This window comes from Salinivibrio sp. AR647 (assembly GCF_001995415.1).
Classification (GTDB): domain Bacteria; phylum Pseudomonadota; class Gammaproteobacteria; order Enterobacterales; family Vibrionaceae; genus Salinivibrio; species Salinivibrio costicola.
Genome location: NZ_MUFE01000003.1, coordinates 47,327 through 66,807, shown reverse-complemented (window position 1 = coordinate 66,807; position 19,481 = coordinate 47,327). Strand labels below are relative to the sequence as shown.

At 51.6% G+C, this 19,481-nt stretch carries 13 protein-coding genes; 3 read left to right on the top strand and 10 right to left on the bottom strand.

Annotation, left to right across the window (positions count from 1 at the left end; all coding sequences use genetic code 11):
• Window positions 1–129: 129 nt before the first annotated feature.
• The gene (gene purL, locus BZG76_RS04235; protein WP_077460280.1) at window positions 130–4,020 is read right to left on the bottom strand and encodes a phosphoribosylformylglycinamidine synthase; all 3,891 of its coding nucleotides are present in this window, start codon (window positions 4,018–4,020) and stop codon (window positions 130–132) included.
• Between the two features lie 339 nt (window positions 4,021–4,359).
• On the opposite strand from purL, the gene mltF reads away from it, so the two are divergent.
• Both mltF and BZG76_RS15405 read left to right on the top strand, forming a co-directional pair.
• Window positions 4,360–5,868 (top strand): membrane-bound lytic murein transglycosylase MltF, encoded by a 1,509-nt coding sequence (gene mltF, locus BZG76_RS04230; RefSeq protein ID WP_077460279.1) that lies wholly within the window; start codon window positions 4,360–4,362, stop codon window positions 5,866–5,868.
• 7 nt (window positions 5,869–5,875) lie between these two features.
• Window positions 5,876–6,037 carry a hypothetical protein gene (locus tag BZG76_RS15405; protein WP_021023011.1) on the top strand — a complete coding sequence of 54 codons (162 nt, stop codon included), beginning with the start codon at window positions 5,876–5,878 and terminating at the stop codon, window positions 6,035–6,037.
• Here BZG76_RS15405 and tadA read toward each other — a convergent pair.
• The 4 genes from tadA to guaB all read right to left on the bottom strand — a co-directional run bounded on the left by tadA (window position 6,034) and on the right by guaB (window position 11,649).
• A complete protein-coding gene (gene tadA / locus BZG76_RS04225) occupies window positions 6,034–6,579 on the bottom strand; it encodes a tRNA adenosine(34) deaminase TadA (RefSeq protein WP_077460278.1) in 546 nt (181 codons plus the stop codon). The two genes, BZG76_RS15405 and tadA, sit on opposite strands and share 4 nt — an antisense overlap.
• Window positions 6,580–6,697: 118 nt before the next feature.
• Window positions 6,698–8,212: an AbgT family transporter gene (locus tag BZG76_RS04220; RefSeq protein WP_241824048.1), complete on the bottom strand. Its 1,515-nt coding sequence runs from the start codon at window positions 8,210–8,212 to the stop codon at window positions 6,698–6,700.
• 320 nt (window positions 8,213–8,532) lie between these two features.
• The gene (gene guaA / locus BZG76_RS04215) at window positions 8,533–10,110 is read right to left on the bottom strand and encodes a glutamine-hydrolyzing GMP synthase (RefSeq protein WP_077460276.1); all 1,578 of its coding nucleotides are present in this window, start codon (window positions 10,108–10,110) and stop codon (window positions 8,533–8,535) included.
• 75 nt (window positions 10,111–10,185) lie between these two features.
• Window positions 10,186–11,649 carry an IMP dehydrogenase gene (guaB, locus tag BZG76_RS04210; RefSeq protein WP_021022936.1) on the bottom strand — a complete coding sequence of 488 codons (1,464 nt, stop codon included), beginning with the start codon at window positions 11,647–11,649 and terminating at the stop codon, window positions 10,186–10,188.
• Window positions 11,650–11,863: 214 nt separating this feature from the next.
• Between guaB and xseA the strand changes: the two genes are divergently transcribed.
• Window positions 11,864–13,252, top strand: coding sequence for an exodeoxyribonuclease VII large subunit (gene xseA / locus BZG76_RS04205; RefSeq protein ID WP_108742917.1), 1,389 nt, complete (start codon window positions 11,864–11,866; stop codon window positions 13,250–13,252).
• Between the two features lie 400 nt (window positions 13,253–13,652).
• Here xseA and der read toward each other — a convergent pair whose 3' ends face one another.
• From der to ispG, 5 genes are all read right to left on the bottom strand, one after another.
• Entirely contained in the window at window positions 13,653–15,158 is a 1,506-nt protein-coding gene (der, locus tag BZG76_RS04200; protein WP_077460275.1) for a ribosome biogenesis GTPase Der, read from the bottom strand.
• A 93-nt stretch (window positions 15,159–15,251) separates the two neighbouring features.
• Window positions 15,252–16,409, bottom strand: coding sequence for an outer membrane protein assembly factor BamB (gene bamB, locus BZG76_RS04195; RefSeq protein WP_077460274.1), 1,158 nt, complete (start codon window positions 16,407–16,409; stop codon window positions 15,252–15,254).
• A gap of 9 nt (window positions 16,410–16,418) precedes the next feature.
• Window positions 16,419–17,012, bottom strand: a complete 594-nt coding sequence (locus BZG76_RS04190; RefSeq protein ID WP_077460273.1) for a YfgM family protein — start codon at window positions 17,010–17,012, stop codon at window positions 16,419–16,421.
• 12 nt (window positions 17,013–17,024) lie between these two features.
• Entirely contained in the window at window positions 17,025–18,293 is a 1,269-nt protein-coding gene (hisS, locus tag BZG76_RS04185) for a histidine--tRNA ligase (RefSeq protein WP_077460272.1), read from the bottom strand.
• A gap of 54 nt (window positions 18,294–18,347) precedes the next feature.
• Window positions 18,348–19,475, bottom strand: coding sequence for a flavodoxin-dependent (E)-4-hydroxy-3-methylbut-2-enyl-diphosphate synthase (ispG, locus tag BZG76_RS04180; RefSeq protein ID WP_077460271.1), 1,128 nt, complete (start codon window positions 19,473–19,475; stop codon window positions 18,348–18,350).
• Window positions 19,476–19,481 lie beyond the last annotated feature (6 nt).

The following is a 19,481-nucleotide window of genomic DNA, read 5'->3' as shown; positions in this document are numbered from 1 at the left end:
GGCCGCAGCCGGTCCTGATGGATCAGTTGTTTAGCTGAAATTGTATCGCAGCAGGATAAAAAATCATCCATCGATTCTCGCATATCACCAAAAAGCCGCCAAAGTGTGGCGGCTTTATTGGTACGGTGCTTACCCTAGAGTAACCCGCGCGTTGCGGAACATCCGCATCCACGCACTATCTTCACCCCAATCATCTGGGTGCCAAGAGTTAGCGACAGTACGGAATACCCGCTCAGGGTGCGGCATCATAATGGTCACACGGCCCGACTCGGTAGTCAGCGCGGTAATGCCATTTGGTGAGCCATTCGGGTTGGCAGGATACGCTTGTGTTGGCTGGCCGTGATTATCGGTGTAACGCAGCGCTATCGTGCCTGACGCCTCAATCGCCGCCAAGTGCTCAGCATCGCGCACTTCTACCCGTCCTTCACCATGCGATACCGCAATGGGCATCCGTGACCCTGCCATCCCGGCAAAAAAGGCGGATGGGCTTGATTGCACTTCCACCATGCTAAAGCGGGCTTCAAAGCGCTCGGACTCATTGCGAACAAATCGTGGCCAGTGTGCAGCCCCTGGGATCAGTTCATGCAGGTTCGATAGCATCTGGCAGCCATTACACACCCCAAGTGCTAGCGTGTCTTCACGGCCAAAGAAGGCACTAAATTGGTCGCGCGCACGGCTATTAAACAGAATGGATTTCGCCCAACCTTCACCAGCGCCTAACACGTCACCGTAAGAGAAACCGCCACAGGCCACCAGCCCTTGGAAACCGTCCAAACTAACGCGTCCTGAGAGAATGTCACTCATATGAACGTCCACAGCGTTAAATCCAGCGCGATCGAAGGCGGCGGCCATTTCCACATGCGAGTTCACGCCTTGCTCACGCAAAATAGCCATGGTCGGTTGTTGACCGGTCGCGATATATGGCGCAGCAATATCTTCGTGCACATCAAAGTTCAGGCTGGCGTGCAACCCAGGATCGGCCGCCTGCTTGGCGTCAAACTCTTGACGAGCGCAGTCCGGATTATCGCGCCGCGCTTGCATTTGATAGGTGGTTTCAGCCCAAATCTTGCGCAGGTGCTGGCGACTGGCGTGATAGATAGGTACCTCACTGTGACGCACGATAATCTCATCGCTATCACTTAGGCCGCCAATCAGGTGACTGCATGCGGTTAATTGAAGTTCATCCAACACCGCATTAACACGCTCGAGATCTGACGCTGCCACTTGGATCACCGCGCCCAGCTCTTCGTTAAACAACACCGACAAGGCATCGTCGCCTAAACGGGCGATGTCCACGTCAATACCGGTGTGACCGGCAAAGGCCATTTCAGCTAAGGTAACGAATAGTCCGCCATCGGCTCGGTCGYGATACGCCAGCAGTTTTTGCTCTGCCACCAAGGTTTGCATCGCATTGAAAAAGCCTTTTAGGCGGGCGCTGCTGGTGACATCGGCAGGCTTATCGCCCAATTGATGATACACCTGAGCCAACGCGGTTGCGCCCAGACGCTGTGCGCCTTCACCAAGATCAATCGCAATCAGGTGGCTGTCACCTTTATCGCTACGCAATTGTGGGGTCACGGTACGACGCACATCTTCCACGCGGCCAAAGGCGGTGATGATCAGCGACATCGGTGCCGTCACCGTTTTGTTTTCACCGTCTTGCTGCCACTGGGTTTTCATAGACATCGAATCTTTACCCACCGGAATGGTCAGTGATAGCTCAGGACACAGCTCCTCACCCACGGCTTTGACCGCTTCGTACAAACCAGCATCTTCGCCCGGGTGACCCGCCGCGGACATCCAGTTGGCAGACAGTTTAATGTTGGTCAGACTGCCAATATCGGCACAGGCGATATTGGTCAGCGCTTCACCCACTGCCATGCGAGCAGAGGCAGCAAAATCGAGCAAGGCGGCCGGGGTACGTTCGCCCATCGCCATCGCTTCGCCGTGATAACTGTCATAACTGGCTGCAGTCACCGCACAGTTCGCCACCGGCACTTGCCATGGGCCAACCATTTGGTCACGCGCGACCAGTCCGGTCACCGAGCGGTCGCCGATGGTGATCAAGAAGGTTTTTTCGGCCACTGCTGGCAAGCGTAAAACACGCTCGCAGGCTTGTGCCAGTTCAATGCCTTGGGTGTTTAGTGCGGTCCCAGTCACTTGTTGGCGTGTAACGTCACGGTGCATTTTGGGCGCTTTACCCAGCAGAATATCCATCGGCATATCGATAGGGATATTACCGAAGTGGCTATCTTCAAGCGACAGGTGACGCGCGTCGGTGGCATCACCAATCACCGCGTACGGGGCGCGTTCACGCTCGCACAAGGCTTCGAAAAGCGCCAGGTTTTCGGGTTTGACCGCCAAGACGTAACGCTCTTGTGACTCGTTACACCAAATGGCGAGCGGGCTCATTCCCGGCTCATCATTCGGAATATCACGTAAGTTAAAACACCCGCCGCGGCCGCCATCATCAACTAGCTCTGGCATCGCATTTGAAAGGCCACCCGCGCCCACATCGTGGATAAAGGCAATTGGGTTATCCTCGCCAAGCTGCCAGCAGCGATCAATCACCTCTTGGCAACGGCGTTCCATTTCTGGATTCTCACGTTGTACCGAGGCAAAGTCCAAGTCTTCCGCCGACTGGCCGGATGCCATCGACGATGCTGCTCCGCCACCAAGACCGATGTTCATCGCCGGGCCACCTAACACAATCAGTTTGGCCCCCACGTCAATCTCACTTTTTTGCACATGGCCGTCGCGGATGTTGCCCATTCCGCCTGCGAGCATGATCGGCTTGTGGTAGCCGCGCACTTCCTCACCGGCATGCGAGGTCACTGATTGCTCATAGGTACGGAAGTAGCCCAGCAAGTTAGGACGGCCAAATTCGTTATTAAACGCCGCACCGCCTAGCGGGCCTTCCAGCATAATATCGAGCGCAGTGGCAATGCGCTCAGGCTTGCCATAGTCTCGCTCCCACGGCTGAATAAAGCCCGGGATTTTCAGATTAGAGACGGAAAAACCGACCAACCCTGCTTTGGGTTTACCGCCGACACCGGTCGCACCCTCGTCACGAATCTCACCGCCAGAGCCGGTCGCGGCCCCTGGCCACGGTGAAATCGCGGTGGGGTGGTTGTGGGTTTCCACCTTCATCAAAATATGGGCGGGTTCATGGTGATACTGATAGCTGTAGCTCTCTGGCGTCGGGAAAAAGCGTCCGACGTTTGAGCCCGTCATTACGGCCGCGTTGTCTTTATACGCCGACAGCACGTTATCTGGGGTTTGCTCATAGGTGTTTTTGATCATCTTAAACAGCGATTTAGGCTGCTTTTCACCATCAATGGTCCAGTCGGCGTTAAAGATTTTGTGGCGGCAGTGCTCTGAGTTGGCTTGCGCAAACATCATCAGTTCGATGTCGTTGGGGTTACGCCCCAGCTGGGTAAAGTTCTCAACCAGATAGTCAATTTCGTCTTCTGCCAGAGCCAATCCTAAGACTTGGTTCGCCTCAGTCAAAGCGGCTCGACCACCCACGAGAATGTCCACGCTGTGCATCGGCGCAGGTTCCGCTTGTTCAAACAGCACCTCAGCGGCCTCAAGCTCACTAAATACCGTTTCCATCATCCGATCGTGCAACAACCCGATTAAGGTTGCATGTTGCTCACTGGTCAAAGGAGCAGATAACTGAATATAGTACGCGGTACCGCGCTCCAAGCGTTTCACCGCGTCCAAGCCACAGTTATGGGCAATATCGGTTGCTTTGGATGACCACGGCGACAAGGTGCCGGGACGAGGCGTAACGAGAAACAGCGTCCCTTCAGGTGCGTGCGGCGGTAAAGTGGGTCCGTAAGTCAGCAGCTTTTCGAGCTTCTCGCGACTCGCGCTATCCAAAGGGTGATGCAAATCAGCGAAATGAATAAACTCAGCATACAGTGCCGTGACCGGTAACTGATGCGCTTGGCAGCTGGCCAGTAGTTTATTGACACGAAACTCAGACAGTGCGGGGGAACCACGCAAAATATCCATGTGCGTACGTCTCTCGTTAGCGGTAAATGAAAGGGTATACCCAAATTGACGCATCCTGGCACGATAACTTGGGTATCACCACGCTCTTGACCGCAGTGGTTTGAACACGCAAAAATGCGTTTTCGCTGGCCTTTTAAGCAGACGGCGGCCATTATAGGGCAAAATCCTTAGCGACAACACACCTGACGCAACCGTTTGCGCAAAAAATTTTCCCTCTATCCGTATCCAACCTATTCACGTAGAATGTGGCGTCTATCGATCATCGCTAGCACTACCACGCTAGCCAGCAACTGCGAGCGACAGCCTTTGATACAGCGTGACTTTTCTCTGAAATCATGGATGACTAGCCTTGTCGTGCTGGTAGTTAGCCTGGTATTAACGGGGTGTGATTGGCACTTCGACGATCGCACCGTACTGGAAAAAATCCGCGACCGCGGCGTGCTAAGAGTCGGAACACTCAATAACGAACTTTCTTATTATATTGGTCCCGATGGCCCGACCGGGCTGGATTACGAACTTGCATCACGTTTTGCTGACAAGCTTGGCGTAAAGCTGGAAATGGTGCCGACCTATACGTTATCCGGCCTCTTTCCTGCATTAGAGCGCGGTGATGTCGATTTAATTGCTGCAGGACTCACCATTACCGACCAACGCTWGGCCCAATTTCGCCCCGGCCCCGCCTACTATTTTGTCAGCCAACAAGTGGTGTATAAAAAGGGACATTGGCGCCCTCGCGATGTTGGCGATTTTAACCGCGAGAACGCGGTAATGGCGGTAGTGGAAGGTTCGAGTCACGATCTCACCTTACAATCGCTTAAAAACGATCACCCCGATTTAAGCTGGAAAGTTGTGCAAGACGCCGACGACGATGAACTGCTTAAACAGGTTGCAGACGGTGATATCGATTTTACCATTGCCGACTCCGTCGATATTGCCTTAATGCAACGCACCCAACCTGATATTGCCGTCGCCATGGCTCTGAGTGAAGATGAGCCCGTCGCCTGGTTTATGAAAAAACAGGGCGACAGCAGCGCCTATGCCCTGATGGTGAATTTTTTTGGTGAGCTGAACCAAACCGGTGACTTGGCAATTTTAGAAGAAAAGTATTTTGGCCACGTGAATCAATTTGATTACGTTGATACCCGCGCATTTTTGCGCGCCATAGAAAGCAAACTCCCGCAGTGGGAGCACCTTTTCAAAAAGCATGCAAACGATTTTGATTGGCGCCTGCTTGCTGCCTTGTCGTATCAAGAATCACACTGGAATCCACGCGCCATATCTCCCACAGGGGTACGTGGGATGATGATGCTGACGTTACCGACCGCTAAATCCGTCGGCGTGCGCAACCGTCTGGATCCAGAACAAAGCATCAAAGGCGGCTCACTCTACCTGCAGCGTATGCTCGACCGGATTCCCGACAGTGTTAACCCACACGAGCGGATTTGGTTTGCTTTCGCCTCTTATAACATTGGCTTTGGTCATATGATGGATGCGCGGCGACTCACTGAAGCGCAAGGCGCCAATCCTAACTCGTGGAGTGATGTGAAACAGCGCCTTCCCTTGCTCGCTAAGCGCCAATATTACACGCAAACACGATACGGCTATGCACGTGGCTATGAAGCGCTAAGCTATGTTGAGAATATTCGCCGTTATTATCAGAGTATTCTAGGCTATGAAAAAGCACATATAGAGTCGCTGGACAGTCAGCAAGTCGAATCGCTCGGTGGGCTGCAAACCATCATTGCGCCCGAGCCATCCTCCGAGCAAGTTGCTGAACCAGCGCCGGATACTACGCCAGAGGGCTCTGAACAAAACCCAATATCGCAATCAGAAAAGCAACCGCAATGAGGATCCTATGGTGCCAAAAAAACGGCTGGTGAAACAAAGCTTTCGTAAAAACAATATTTCATCGGCCAACCGTCGCAAGCGCATGCGCCAAAATATGCACAAGAAAGTACTATGGCGCCAACGCGCGTTTGCAATTCGTGAGTTTGCCGCGTTTGATGAGGCGTTTTAAGACGCTTGGTCTGAATCAGACGACACAATAGAGGCCTCACCACGGGCTGTCTTTTTTGCAGCCTTTTTTTCAGCACGACGACGGCGGAAAAACGCTTGCAGTTGCGCACGGCACTCAGCCTCTAATACCCCACCCTCGCTTTGCACATGATGATTTACCTCTTCATAACTGAGTAGGTTCATCACCGAGCCAGCCGCGCCGGTTTTGGGATCCGGCGCGCCAAAATACACCTTTCTGACACGGCCATGCACCATCGCCGCCGCACACATCGGGCACGGTTCGAGTGTCACATAAAGATCCGCGTCTAATAGGCGATAATTACCCAGCACTTGGCCGGCTTGGCGTAAGGCCATCACTTCGGCATGGGCAGTGGCATCATGCTGGGTAATGGTTCGGTTCCACCCTGTGCCCACAACCTCACCTTGATACACCACCACGGCGCCGACAGGCACTTCACCTTCTTGCTCAGCATTGTCGGCCAGTGTGATCGCCTGGCGCATATAAACGTCGTGAATCGTATCCGACGTTTGTGACTCGTTCATTCCAACCTCGATTTATTGGCTATGTCATTCATCGCTAGTATACGACACAAATAAGCCGGCTCGAAGGCCGGCTTGTGTCTGCAACGTCATGATAGACGATACGCGCTCTATGTGATCGTTATTGCACCAGGTACTGATAGCTTGCTTGAATACCCAGTGGCAATCCGAATGCCCAGTACGCTAGCAAGAACAAGGTCCAGCCCACCAGCATGGTCAATGAATAAGGGATCATCATTGACGCCACGGTGCCAATGCCTGTTGCTTTAACATAGCGCTGGCAATACACCACAACGAGTGGGAAGAACACCATTAATGGCGAGATAATGTTCGAAACGGAATCCCCGACACGATAGGCCGCTTGTGACAATTCAGGGGAAATACCGACAACCATCAGCATTGGCACCAAAATCGGTCCAATCAGACCCCATTTCGCTGACGCAGAACCGATTAACAGGTTCACGAGTGCGGTGAGCAAAATCATCCCCACAATCGTCATCTCACCTGGCAGGTTCATTGACTGCAATAGCTCCGCGCCATTCAGCGCTAACAAGGTACCAATATTTGATTGGGTGAATGCGGCTAAGAATTGCGCACAGAAAAATGCCATCACCATATAAGCGCCCATGGTCGCCATGGTGTCAGACATGGATTTAATCACATCTTGGCTGGTTTTAAAGGTGCCTGCGGTTTTGCCGTACACAATGCCTGGAATAATAAACAGCACAAAAATGAGCGGCACGATCGATTGCATAATCGGTGCATCAAAGGCGGTGAGCTCGCCCGCCGGTGAACGAAGCGGCGAGGCTTCCGGCCATGAGGCCGCCACCAGCGCGGCAATCCCGGCCAGCATCGCCAAACCTGCACGATTAAAGGCCTTCCCTTCAATGGTGGTGAATGAGCCCAGATCAGGCGCCTCTTCGGCATCCTCATCAATCGGAGTGCGATTTAAGCGTGGCTCGACAATTTTCTCAGTCACAAACCAGCCCAGCGCCACGATTAAAATCGACGACAAGCCCGTAAAGTAGATGTTAGCGAGGGGATTAACTTGGTAGCTGTCATCCAACACGTGTGCGGCCGACTCGGTAAAGCCTGCCAGCAAAGGATCAATGCCAGACGGAATAAAGTTGGCCGAGAAGCCTCCCGACACCCCAGCAAAAGCGGCGGCAATCCCCGCTAGCGGATGACGCCCCGCCGCGTGGAAGATAATCCCGCCGAGTGGGATCACCAGTACATAGCCTGCATCCGCCGCCGTGTGTGACACGATCGCCACCAAAATTAGCATGGGTGTGAGTGCTTGCTTCGGCGTCACACTCAGCATTTTCTTCAAACCGGTGGTGATAAAGCCTGACTGATCAGCCACACCCACCCCTAACATCGCAACCAATACAATCCCAAGCGGCGCAAAACCTGTAAAAGTGTCAACCATATTGGCTAAAAAGTGGGCGAGCGCATCACCGGTGAGCAGGTTTTTGACTTGGACGGTGTCCCCGGTCAATGGGTGAACAGAATTAAACGTGATTTGTGACAAAAGAGCGGAGAGCACCCAAACCGTCACCAGGCCCCAGAAAAACAATAAGGCAGGATCTGGGATCCGGTTACCCGCACGCTCTATCATATTTAAAAACCGATCCATGCCGCGCGGTCGGCCTGTATCGGTTGCTGGATTAATGTGTTGACTCACTGGGAACTCCATTATTTTCGATGTTGTGTTTTGGCTTACCTGATCCAGCAGGCTTTAATGACAATAAAATGACAAATTATCGTCAGTAAAGCAAAAATCAGCATAGTTAGCCATAAGTAAGCCAGTTAACCCAATGTTAAATTCCTTTAAAGTTAGAAAAGCAGCACAAAAAACGGATGCTTACAGACAGCAATGAAACATTTAGAAACAAAAAAGCCCACGCTAGGCATGGGCTTTATGTCGTTAAACTAGCGTTTTACTTTCTCAAACGCTTATTCCCACTCAATCGTCGCAGGCGGTTTGCCGGAGACGTCGTAAACCACGCGGGAGATGCCGTCGACTTCGTTGATGATGCGGTTCGACACTTTGCCAAGGAAATCGTATGGCAGGTGTGCCCAGTGCGCGGTCATAAAGTCGATGGTTTCGACGGCACGCAACGCAATGATCCAATCGTATTTACGGCCATCGCCCATCACACCTACCGAGCGAACCGGCAGGAACACCGCGAAGGCTTGCGAGACTTTCTCGTAGAGGTCAGCATTGCGCAGCTCTTCGATAAAAATCGCGTCAGCGCGACGTAGCAGATCGCAATATTCTTTTTGAATCTCGCCTAGCACGCGCACGCCTAAGCCTGGCCCTGGGAAGGGATGGCGGTAAAGCATGTGGTACGGTAAGCCTAGCTCAAGGCCGATTTTACGCACTTCGTCTTTGAACAGCTCTTTGAGTGGCTCAACCAGACCCATTTCCATCTCTTCCGGTAAGCCACCGACGTTGTGGTGTGATTTGATCACATGCGCTTTACCGGTTTTCGAAGCCGCCGATTCGATCACGTCTGGGTAGATGGTGCCTTGCGCCAGCCATTTAGCATTGTCCATTTTACTCGCTTGCTCGTCGAACACTTCGACAAACACCCGGCCAATGATTTTACGCTTCGCTTCGGGATCGGCTTCACCTTTCAAGGCATTAAGGAAGCGGTCTTCCGCATTGACATGAATAATGTTCAACCCAAAGTGATCACCGAACATTTCCAGCACTTGCTCACCTTCGTTAAGGCGCAGCAGGCCGTTATCAACGAACACACACGTGAGCTTATCGCCAATCGCACGGTGAACCAGCATAGCCACTACAGAAGAATCGACGCCGCCAGACAAGCCAAGGATCACCTCGTCATCCCCCACTTGCTCACGAATACGCTCAATCGCATCGTCAATAATGGTTGCCGGTGTCCACAAACGCTCGCACTGGCAGATTTGCATCACAAACTGCTCAAGCATCCGTTTGCCTTGGCGCGTGTGCGTCACTTCTGGGTGAAACTGAACACCATAAAAACGTTTATCTTCGTTGGCCATTGCTGCAAACGGACAGGTATCTGTTTCAGCGATTTTGACAAAATCTTCCGGAATCGCGACCACTTTATCGCCGTGGCTCATCCACACATCTAAAAGTGGGTGACCATCATCGGCAATAGCATCTTCAATGCCATCAAACAGTGCGCTCTGGCCAACGCGTTTTACTTGCGCGTAGCCAAACTCGCGATGCTCAGAGCCCGCAACCTTACCACCAAGCTGCTCAGCCATGGTCTGCATGCCATAGCATACGCCCAACACAGGCACGCCTGCGTCAAAGACATATTGCGGTGCACGTGGCGAGTTGGCTTCTGCCACGCTCTCTGGGCCACCGGATAGGATGATGCCGTTGGGAGCAAAGTCACGAATGTCTTGCTCATCGACATCCCAGCTCCAAAGCTCACAATACACACCAATTTCACGGACACGGCGCGCAATCAACTGGGTGTACTGGGAGCCAAAATCAAGGATCAAAATACGTTGAGCATGAATGTTCTGGGTCATTATCTGGCTTTCTCAATTAAGTGGAACAAAGGGGAGCTGTGCTCCCCTCTCAAATGCATCGCGGTAGTGATGTCTTTAGCCGAGGCGATAGTTCGGCGCTTCTTTAGTAATGGTGACATCATGCGCGTGTGATTCTTTCATGCCCGCGCCGGTCACGCGAACAAACTGCGCGTTAGTGCGCATCTCTTCTATGGTGGCAGAGCCCGTTAAGCCCATGCTTGAACGCAACCCGCCCATTTGTTGGTGGATGATCTCTTTCATCATGCCTTTGTAATCAACGCGCCCTTCTATGCCTTCAGGCACCAACTTATCGGCGGCGTTATCGCTTTGGAAGTAACGGTCAGATGAGCCTTTTGACATGGCGCCCACTGAGCCCATACCGCGATAAGATTTGTACGCGCGGCCTTGGTAAAGCTCGACTTCACCCGGAGACTCTTCGGTACCGGCGAGCATTGAGCCCACCATCACACAGGATGCGCCGGCAGCAATGGCTTTACACAAGTCACCCGAGAAACGAATACCGCCATCGGCAATTACCGGAATACCATACTCTTGCGCGACGGCAGCGGCATCACTGATCGCGGTAATTTGCGGCACACCCACGCCAGTGACGATACGCGTGGTACAAATAGAGCCTGGGCCAATACCGACTTTTACGGCATCCACACCCGCGTCAATCAAGGCACGTGCGCCCTCGGCAGTGGCAACGTTACCGCCCACAATTTGTAAGTGCGGGTACGAGGCTCTGGCATCACGAATACGTTGTAGGACGCCCTCAGAGTGGCCGTGTGATGAGTCAATAAGTAACACATCGATTCCCGCTTCCACCAAGGCCGCGATACGCTCTTCATTGCCCGCCCCTGCGCCGACGGCACCACCGACACGCAAACGACCTTGTTCGTCTTTACAGGCGTTAGGCTTGCTTTCCGCTTTCTGGAAATCTTTGGCGGTGATCATGCCGCTGAGGTGATGGTCTTGGTTGACGACCAGAATTTTTTCGACACGATGCTGCTGCATCAACTGTTGCACTTGCTCACGCTCAGCGCCCTCACGCACGGTGGCGAGACGAGACTGAGGGGTCATCACATCTTCAACACGTTTGCTAAGATCTGAGACAAAACGTACGTCGCGTCCTGTAATAATGCCAACTAGCTCTTTTTGTTTATTCACCACTGGATAACCGGCAAAGCCATTGCGTTCGGTCAAGGCTTTGACATCGGCAATGGTCATCTCAGGCGTCACCGTAACCGGGTTAGACACCATGCCCGCTTCATAGATTTTCACCAAGCGCACTTGCTCGGCTTGCTGCTCGATGGTCATATTTTTATGGATAAAGCCAAGGCCGCCTTCTTGTGCCAATGCGATGGCCAAACGGGCTTCGGTCACTGTATCCATTGCTGCAGAGAGCACAGGGATGTTCAGGCTAATTGAACGGGTCAATTGGGTCCGCAGATCCGCATGGTTAGGGAGTACATTTGAGTGGGCAGGGACGAGGAGTACATCGTCAAAGGTTAACGCTTCTTTTGCGATTCTCAGCATTGCAATATCTCACACTAAAAGTTGTGAAGGGGAACAAAATATTGCCGCAGAATTATACGTGCAGCGCAAACGTTTGGCTATCGATTTTTACTAAGAATGTCTGTTTGTTGGGCAACTCAGATTTAGTCGGTTGATTTATCAACATATATCCGCGAGACTTTTTCGCAACCGATTGCTCTAGGTCTATTTGGCATACCGGAATGCGACAGGTAGTATGCTGACAAGCTTATTGAAAGGGACCGAGATCGTGACCGCTAACAACCGAAATATTCTTTCCGTCTCTCGCTTAAATGCCGAAGTACGTCTTTGCTTGGAAAAAAACATCGGTATCGTCTGGCTCACGGGGGAAATCTCTAATTTTACCGCCGCAACATCTGGTCACTGGTATTTATCGTTGAAAGATAACCAAAGCCAAGTCAAATGTGCGATGTTCCGTGGTAACAATCGCCGCGTGATGTTCAAACCTAAAAACGGCGATCAGGTATTGGTACGTGCACGCGTGTCTATGTACGAGCCTCGCGGCGACTATCAGCTAATCTTAGAAAGCATGCAGCCCGAAGGCGATGGACGACTGCAGCAGGCGTTTGAGCAACGTAAACAAGCGTTAGCCGCAGAAGGGTTATTCGCACAAACCGCTAAGCAAGCTTTGCCCGACCAACCGAAGCGCGTTGGCATAATCACCTCTAAAACCGGCGCTGCCTTGCATGATATTCTGAATGTACTTAAAAGACGGGACCCTAGCCTGCCGGTGGTGATTTATCCGACCCTGGTGCAAGGGCAAGATGCGGCAGTATCGATAGCGCAAGCGATCGGGCGCGCCAATAGCCGTCATGAGTGTGACGTACTGATTGTTGGTCGTGGCGGTGGGTCACTCGAGGATTTATGGTGCTTTAATGAAGAAATCGTCGCCCGTACTATCGCCGCGAGTCAGATCCCCATCGTCAGTGCCGTAGGCCATGAAGTGGATGTGACCATTGCTGACTTTGTTGCCGATGTTCGCGCCCCCACCCCATCAGCTGCCGCAGAGCTTGTTAGCCGTGATCTTAGTTATCGCTTGCAGCAATATCAGCAGCGCGAGCAAGCGCTTAAAAACGCGATCGGCACGCTACTTTATCGCCAGCAACGGGCACTGACGCAACACGAACACCGTTTGTCTCACCAACACCCCCGTCGTCGTCTGCAACAGCAAAGTCAGCATATTGATGAGCTGCAAAGGCGCATTCACCAAGGACTGACGAAACAGCTTTCACGATATAACCACCAGCTTAATGCCCTGGATAGCCGGTTACAACGCGTGACGCCTGAGCATCGTATTCATCAACATCAGGCTCAATTGGCGCAATACCATCAACGTCTCGTCCACGCGATGAACTCACAATTGTCACACGCGCAGCAGCGACTTTTGACCTTGGTGGCGACCTTGGATGCCGTCAGTCCATTAGCGACGCTCTCTCGTGGCTATTCGATTAGCCGTGACAGTGATGGGCGAATTATTAATAACATCAATCAACTGCATGAAGGCGATATCCTGCGCACCCAGCTCAGTAACGGCGAGATCACCAGCGTGGTACAACAGCGTCATCCAAGTCAGTCGGCTGATTAAACTCTGTACAATACACATCTAACCGATCAGTAAGCGATCGAGCGATCTTGGGGTTAATTCCCCTTGATCAGCTTCCTACCCTGAAAAGAATATTTATCAATACACTTCCCGAAAGCATAAGTTACATGTTCTGCATTTGGATTTTTATCGATATAAAAAACTAAAGACTAGCGTTGTAAATTAAAGATCCAGCATAAATGAAATGAGAGTAGCGTGAAGGGGTGATGCAATTATCGCCGCTCAAAACCTGCGCAGTCACGCGATAAGCTAAGATCCACGACATCACAGACGACGTGGCTTTAATGTGATTATGATCACCAATGATAAATTCAAGATCCAGGTTTGGATCGTTAAAAGTAGGCGGGATCAAAAAAGCCCAGCATCAAGGCTGGGCTTTCGTTTACTTCTTATTGCGGTTTTTAACCATGTCCATCAAGCGTTTGCGTTGACGTGACTGAGATAACGTCAGCTTTTCTTTTTTACCCTCATACGGGTTTTCACTGTTCTGGAACTGAATCTTTATCGGTGTGCCCATAATGTCTAAGGTTCGACGATAATAATTCATCAGATAGCGCTTATAGGAGTCTGGCAACTCACTCACCAAGTTACCATGGACGACCACAATGGGTGGGTTATATCCACCGGCGTGTGCATATTTTAGCTTCACTCGGCGGCCACGTATCATTGGAGGCTGATGGTCATCTTGCGCCATTTTCAAAATACGGGTTAGCATCGCGGTGCCGACACGTTTGGTCGCCGACTGATAGGCTTCTTGAATGGACTCAAACAAGTGACCGACACCGGTACCATGCAACGCAGAAATAAAGTGAACGCGTGCAAAGTCGACAAAACCAAGGCGACGATCCAGCTCGGATTTCACCCGCGTTTTAATCTCGCTATCTAAGCCATCCCACTTGTTGACCGCCAACACGATCGAACGGCCCGCATTCAAGGCAAACCCTAACAAGCTCAAGTCTTGATCAGATATATTTTCTCGAGCATCAATCACTAGCAGCACGACGTTCGCGTCTTCGATAGCCTTAAGTGTTTGAATAACAGAAAACTTTTCAACTTTTTCACTGACATGTTTACGACGACGTATACCGGCCGTATCAATCATCACGTACTCGCGTCCATCGCGCTCCATCGGGATATAAATGGAGTCTCGTGTGGTCCCCGGCATATCGTAAACGACGACGCGTTCTTCACCGAGCATGCGATTGGTCAAGGTCGATTTACCCACATTGGGGCGACCTATAATACCAATTTTAATCGGCAGTGATTGAAGGTAGGCGTACTCATTTTCTGCCTGCTCTTCTGTGTTCGCGGTCGGGTTGTCTTGATCATCGATGTCATCTTGCTCATCGGTCAGGTCAACCAGACCTGTCTCTTCCTGCGCTTGCTGTAGCGCTTGTTCGGCAAAGGGCGTCAGAGCACGATTAATCAATCCGCTGACCCCACGACCGTGTGCGGCAGCAATTTGATACATGTTGTCCATGCCTAATTGCCAAAAGTCTGCGGTTGCGGTATCTGGGTCAATACCGTCTACTTTGTTGACGACCAAAAAGCTGGTTTTTTCGCGGACACGGATATGTTGAGCAATATCCCGATCAGCAGGTGTTAATCCTGCACGCCCGTCCACCATAAATAGCACCACGTCGGCTTCTTCAATCGCAGCAAGCGATTGTTCGGCCATTTTGGTTTCTACACCCTCTTCTGTACCATCAATCCCGCCGGTGTCGATCACGATAAATTCGTGCTCATCCAGCAATGCCTTGCCGTATTTTCGATCCCTGGTCAGTCCCGGAAAATCCGCTACTAATGCATCGCGCGTGCGGGTAAGACGGTTAAAGAGCGTCGATTTTCCCACATTCGGGCGCCCTACTAGGGCTATAACAGGAATCATGTAGACCTCTTAATTTTCATTCTCTTATCAATAAACAAGGCTCCCAACTGTCTATACAGCCAGGAGCCTAAATATAAAACTGGGTGGCTGATACTAGTCGATAGCCAGCTTTCTCAATTGGCCATCGCGTGTTATCACGATATAGCCATTATCGGTTTGCACGGGCGCCACCGCAATACCCTCGCCTTCAAGCGATTGCTGGGCAACAAAATCCCCGGTTTCTGGATCGAGCCAATGCAAGTACCCTTGGCTATCTCCAACCACAAGATAGCCATCACTTACCGCTGGCGCAGTTAATATGCGATACGCTAACTCACTGTTGCGCCATTTCTCTAAACCATTACGTGCATCTAATGCGACAATATTGTCTTTATCATCAATTAAATAAAGGCTATTACCCGCCGCAATAAAATCGTTGGCCGATGAAAAATCACGCTTCCATGCTGCTTTTCCCGAGCGTAAATCAATCGACACTAACTGCCCATTATAGCCCACGGCATACAAACGGTCGCCATCAATCACAGGGGTCGCATCCACATCTACAAGACGATCAATTTCGGTCGCCCCTTTGGGTGTCGAAATCGGAATTTGCCAAATAGAGCGACCTGTTTCGATCATCGCGGCGCCAAGACGACCATTCGCCATCCCCCAGAATACACCGCCTGAGACGGTAACGGGGGCACTCTCGCCGCGCAAACTTAGATTAGGGACATCATTGGCGTTACTCCACTGAGGTTCACCGGATTCCGCATCAAGCGCAACCAACTCACCGCGGCTGGTATTAACGATCACCATACCATCGTCGACCAAAGGCTTGGCCAGGATTTCACCGTTCACATTTTGCTGCCAAAGGCGCTCGCCTGTTTCAGCATCCAAGGCATACAGTTCGCCGGTTTCTCCGCCAACATACACCTTACCGTAGGACGCACTCAGCCCACCAGATAACAACGCTGGCGTCTCAGTTTGCACCGACTGCTGCCAAATACGCTCGCCGCTTTCAAGATCAAACGCAGCCACTGCTCCCTGGCGGTCAGCGGCGAATACCTTGTCGTACGCGACCGTCGGTTGAAGGGCCGAATAATATTGCCCGACACCATCACCGACTTGGGCTTGCCAAATCTGTGATGATGCAATTTTATCCGTTACCGTGGGTAATGGTGCCATTTGCACAACATCTTCTTCACCCGCACAACCGGTCAGTATCGCCAAAGTCGTGGCCACAGCGGCTATGCGCCATAATCCTTTTTTCATACCACGCCCTTATTGACTGAGGTTATCAAGCTTCATCGTGACGGTTGGACTCGCTCCTGCCTCAAGCGAGGCGGTATAGGCATCACGAGCGGCCTCACTGTCCCCTTGGCGAAGCAAAATATCACCGCGAATTTCCTGTACTTTGGCTGTCCAACTTGAAGCGGTCACTTTATCCAGTTCACTCAGTGCCGCGTCATAGTGACCCAGCTCCGCGTTCACACGCGCTAAACGCGTGGTTACTAACCCATAGAGCGCATCATCATTTACCGCTTGCTGGGCCGTTTGCAGCTGTTTACGTGCACTGTCTAGCTCTCCCTGTTCAACCTGTTTCTTTGCCAGGTTAAGTGCCGCCAGCGCTTGATAACCTTCATGCCCCTCGAGCTGGCTCAGTGCCGTGCCATCACCGCGCTCGATGCTGTTCAAAGTTTGTTCGTATTGTTGAGAGGCTTGTTCCTTACTTTCGACCTGTTGCGACTGGAAATAACGCCAGCCGTACAAGGCACCTAAGCCGACAACGGCGCCGATTACAACCGCTTTCCCGTTATCTCGCCACCACTTTTTAATGGCTTCAACTTGCTGCTCTTCTGTGGTGTAGACGTCCACGATCTGTCCTCTCTAAATCAATGCTTTTAATGTCGCAGCGATCTGATCCTGCTTCAGAGTTTGTTGCTCGCCGCCTTTTAAATCTTTTAGCGCTACCGTTTGATTAGCGACTTCGTCTTCGCCCAAAACCAATGCGACGGATGCGCCGACTTTATCTGCACGTTTAAATTGCTTTTTAAAACTGCCACCACCAAAGTGCGACATAACGCGTAACCCCGGCACTTGCTCACGCAGGTTTTCGGCTAGTTTCATCCCAGCGGCTAAGGCGCCCTCGCCTGCCGTCACCATGTATACATCCACCACTGGGCGGATATCATCTTGGCTCAGGTTTTCGAGCATCAAGACTAAGCGCTCAAGGCCCATTGCAAACCCGACCGCCGGTGTTGCCTTACCACCGAGTTGTTCGACCAAACCATCGTAGCGGCCGCCGCCACACACCGTGCCCTGCGCGCCTAAGCTATCGGTAATCCACTCAAAGACCGTGCGGTTGTAATAATCAAGTCCACGTACTAGACGGTGATTCACTTGGTATTCGATACCTGCCGCGTCCAAGAGTTCACACAATCCAGCAAAATGTTGTTTTGACTCGTCATCCAGATAATCACTGAGCTTTGGCGCGTCAACAAGAATCGCCTGAATATCCGCGTTTTTGGTATCTAATACACGTAGCGGATTGGTCTGCATGCGACGTTTACTGTCCTCATCCAACACCGATTCGTGCTGCATCAGAAAATCGACCAGAGCTTGGCGATAATCTGCACGCGCTTGCGGCGAACCAATGGAGTTAAGTTCTAAACGTACGTGTTCAGCAATTCCCAGCTCACGCCACATCCGGGCCGTCATCATGATCAATTCGGCATCAACGTCAGGGCCATTCAAGCCAAACACTTCCACTCCAAATTGATGAAATTGACGATAGCGGCCTTTTTGTGGACGCTCATGACGGAACATTGGCCCGGTATACCACAAACGGTGTTCCTGGTTATAGAGCAAGCCGTTTTCGATCCCTGCGCGGACACAACCCGCCGTGCCTTCAGGTCGTAGCGTTAGGCTGTCACCGTTTCGATCATCAAAGGTGTACATTTCTTTTTCGACAACGTCGGTCACTTCACCAATCGCACGGCTAAACAGATGTGTTGCTTCGACGATAGGCATACGTACTTCACTGTAGCCATAGGCACTGACGACCTGTTTAATCGTATTTTCGAGCTTCTGCCACAAAGGAGATTGAGAAGGGAGGCAGTCATTCATGCCTCGGATTGCTTGAATTGTTTTAGCCACGTTAACTTCCGTTACCGATATCATATATAAAAGGGGAAAAGGCAGCCTGATGGCTTAGCCTTCTTGATCGATTTGAGACACCTTGATGCGGTTGCGATCATCCATCATCGCCGCTTTGGCGCGGATTTTTGCTTCTAACTCATCCACCAAGTTGTCATTGGTAAAGCGCTCTTTTTGACGTTTGCCGTCGAGATAATAAGCACTGCGCTTGTTGCCACCAGCAAGGCCAAGATGTGACGCTTCGGCTTCGCCTGGGCCATTGACAACGCAACCAATGATTGAAACGTCCATTGGCGTCAGAATATCTTCTACGCGCTGTTCAAGCGCATTCACGGTGCCGATGACGTCAAATTCCTGACGAGAGCAGCTTGGGCAGGCGATAAAATTCACCCCGCGTGAGCGAATTCGGAGGGATTTAAGAATATCAAACCCAACTTTAATTTCTTCAACAGGATCGGCCGCTAACGACACACGCAACGTATCGCCAATACCTTCAGCGAGTAACATGCCTAGCCCAACCGATGATTTTACCGCCCCTGCGCGCGCACCACCTGCTTCGGTGATCCCGAGGTGAAGAGGTTGCTCAATCTGTTGTGCTAATTTGCGGTAGGATTCCACCGCTAAAAAAACGTCTGATGCTTTCACACTGACTTTAAATTGGTCGAAGTTGAGTCGATCGAGAATATCAACATGACGCATCGCGGATTCTACCAGCGCGTCTGGCGTTGGCTCACCGTATTTTTCCTGGAGATCACGTTCTAGCGAGCCACCGTTAACACCAATTCGAATCGGGATATTTTTATCGCGAGCAGCATCGACCACCGCACGGATGCGCTCTTCTTTACCGATATTCCCAGGGTTGATCCGCAAACAATCGACACCGTATTCAGCGACTTTAAGCGCGATACGATAGTCAAAATGAATATCTGCCACTAGCGGGATCGACGTTTGCGCTTTAATTGTTTTGAAGGCTTCAGCGGCATCCATAGTGGGGACCGACACGCGAACAATGTCTGCACCCACATTTTCGAGCGCTTTTATTTGCGCCACGGTCGCCTCAACATCCGTGGTGCGCGTATTGGTCATTGATTGCACTGCAATGGGCGCACCATCACCAATCGGCACATTGCCCACATTGATACGTTTGGACGGACGACGTTTAATCGGATTTTCGTTGTGCATATTGAC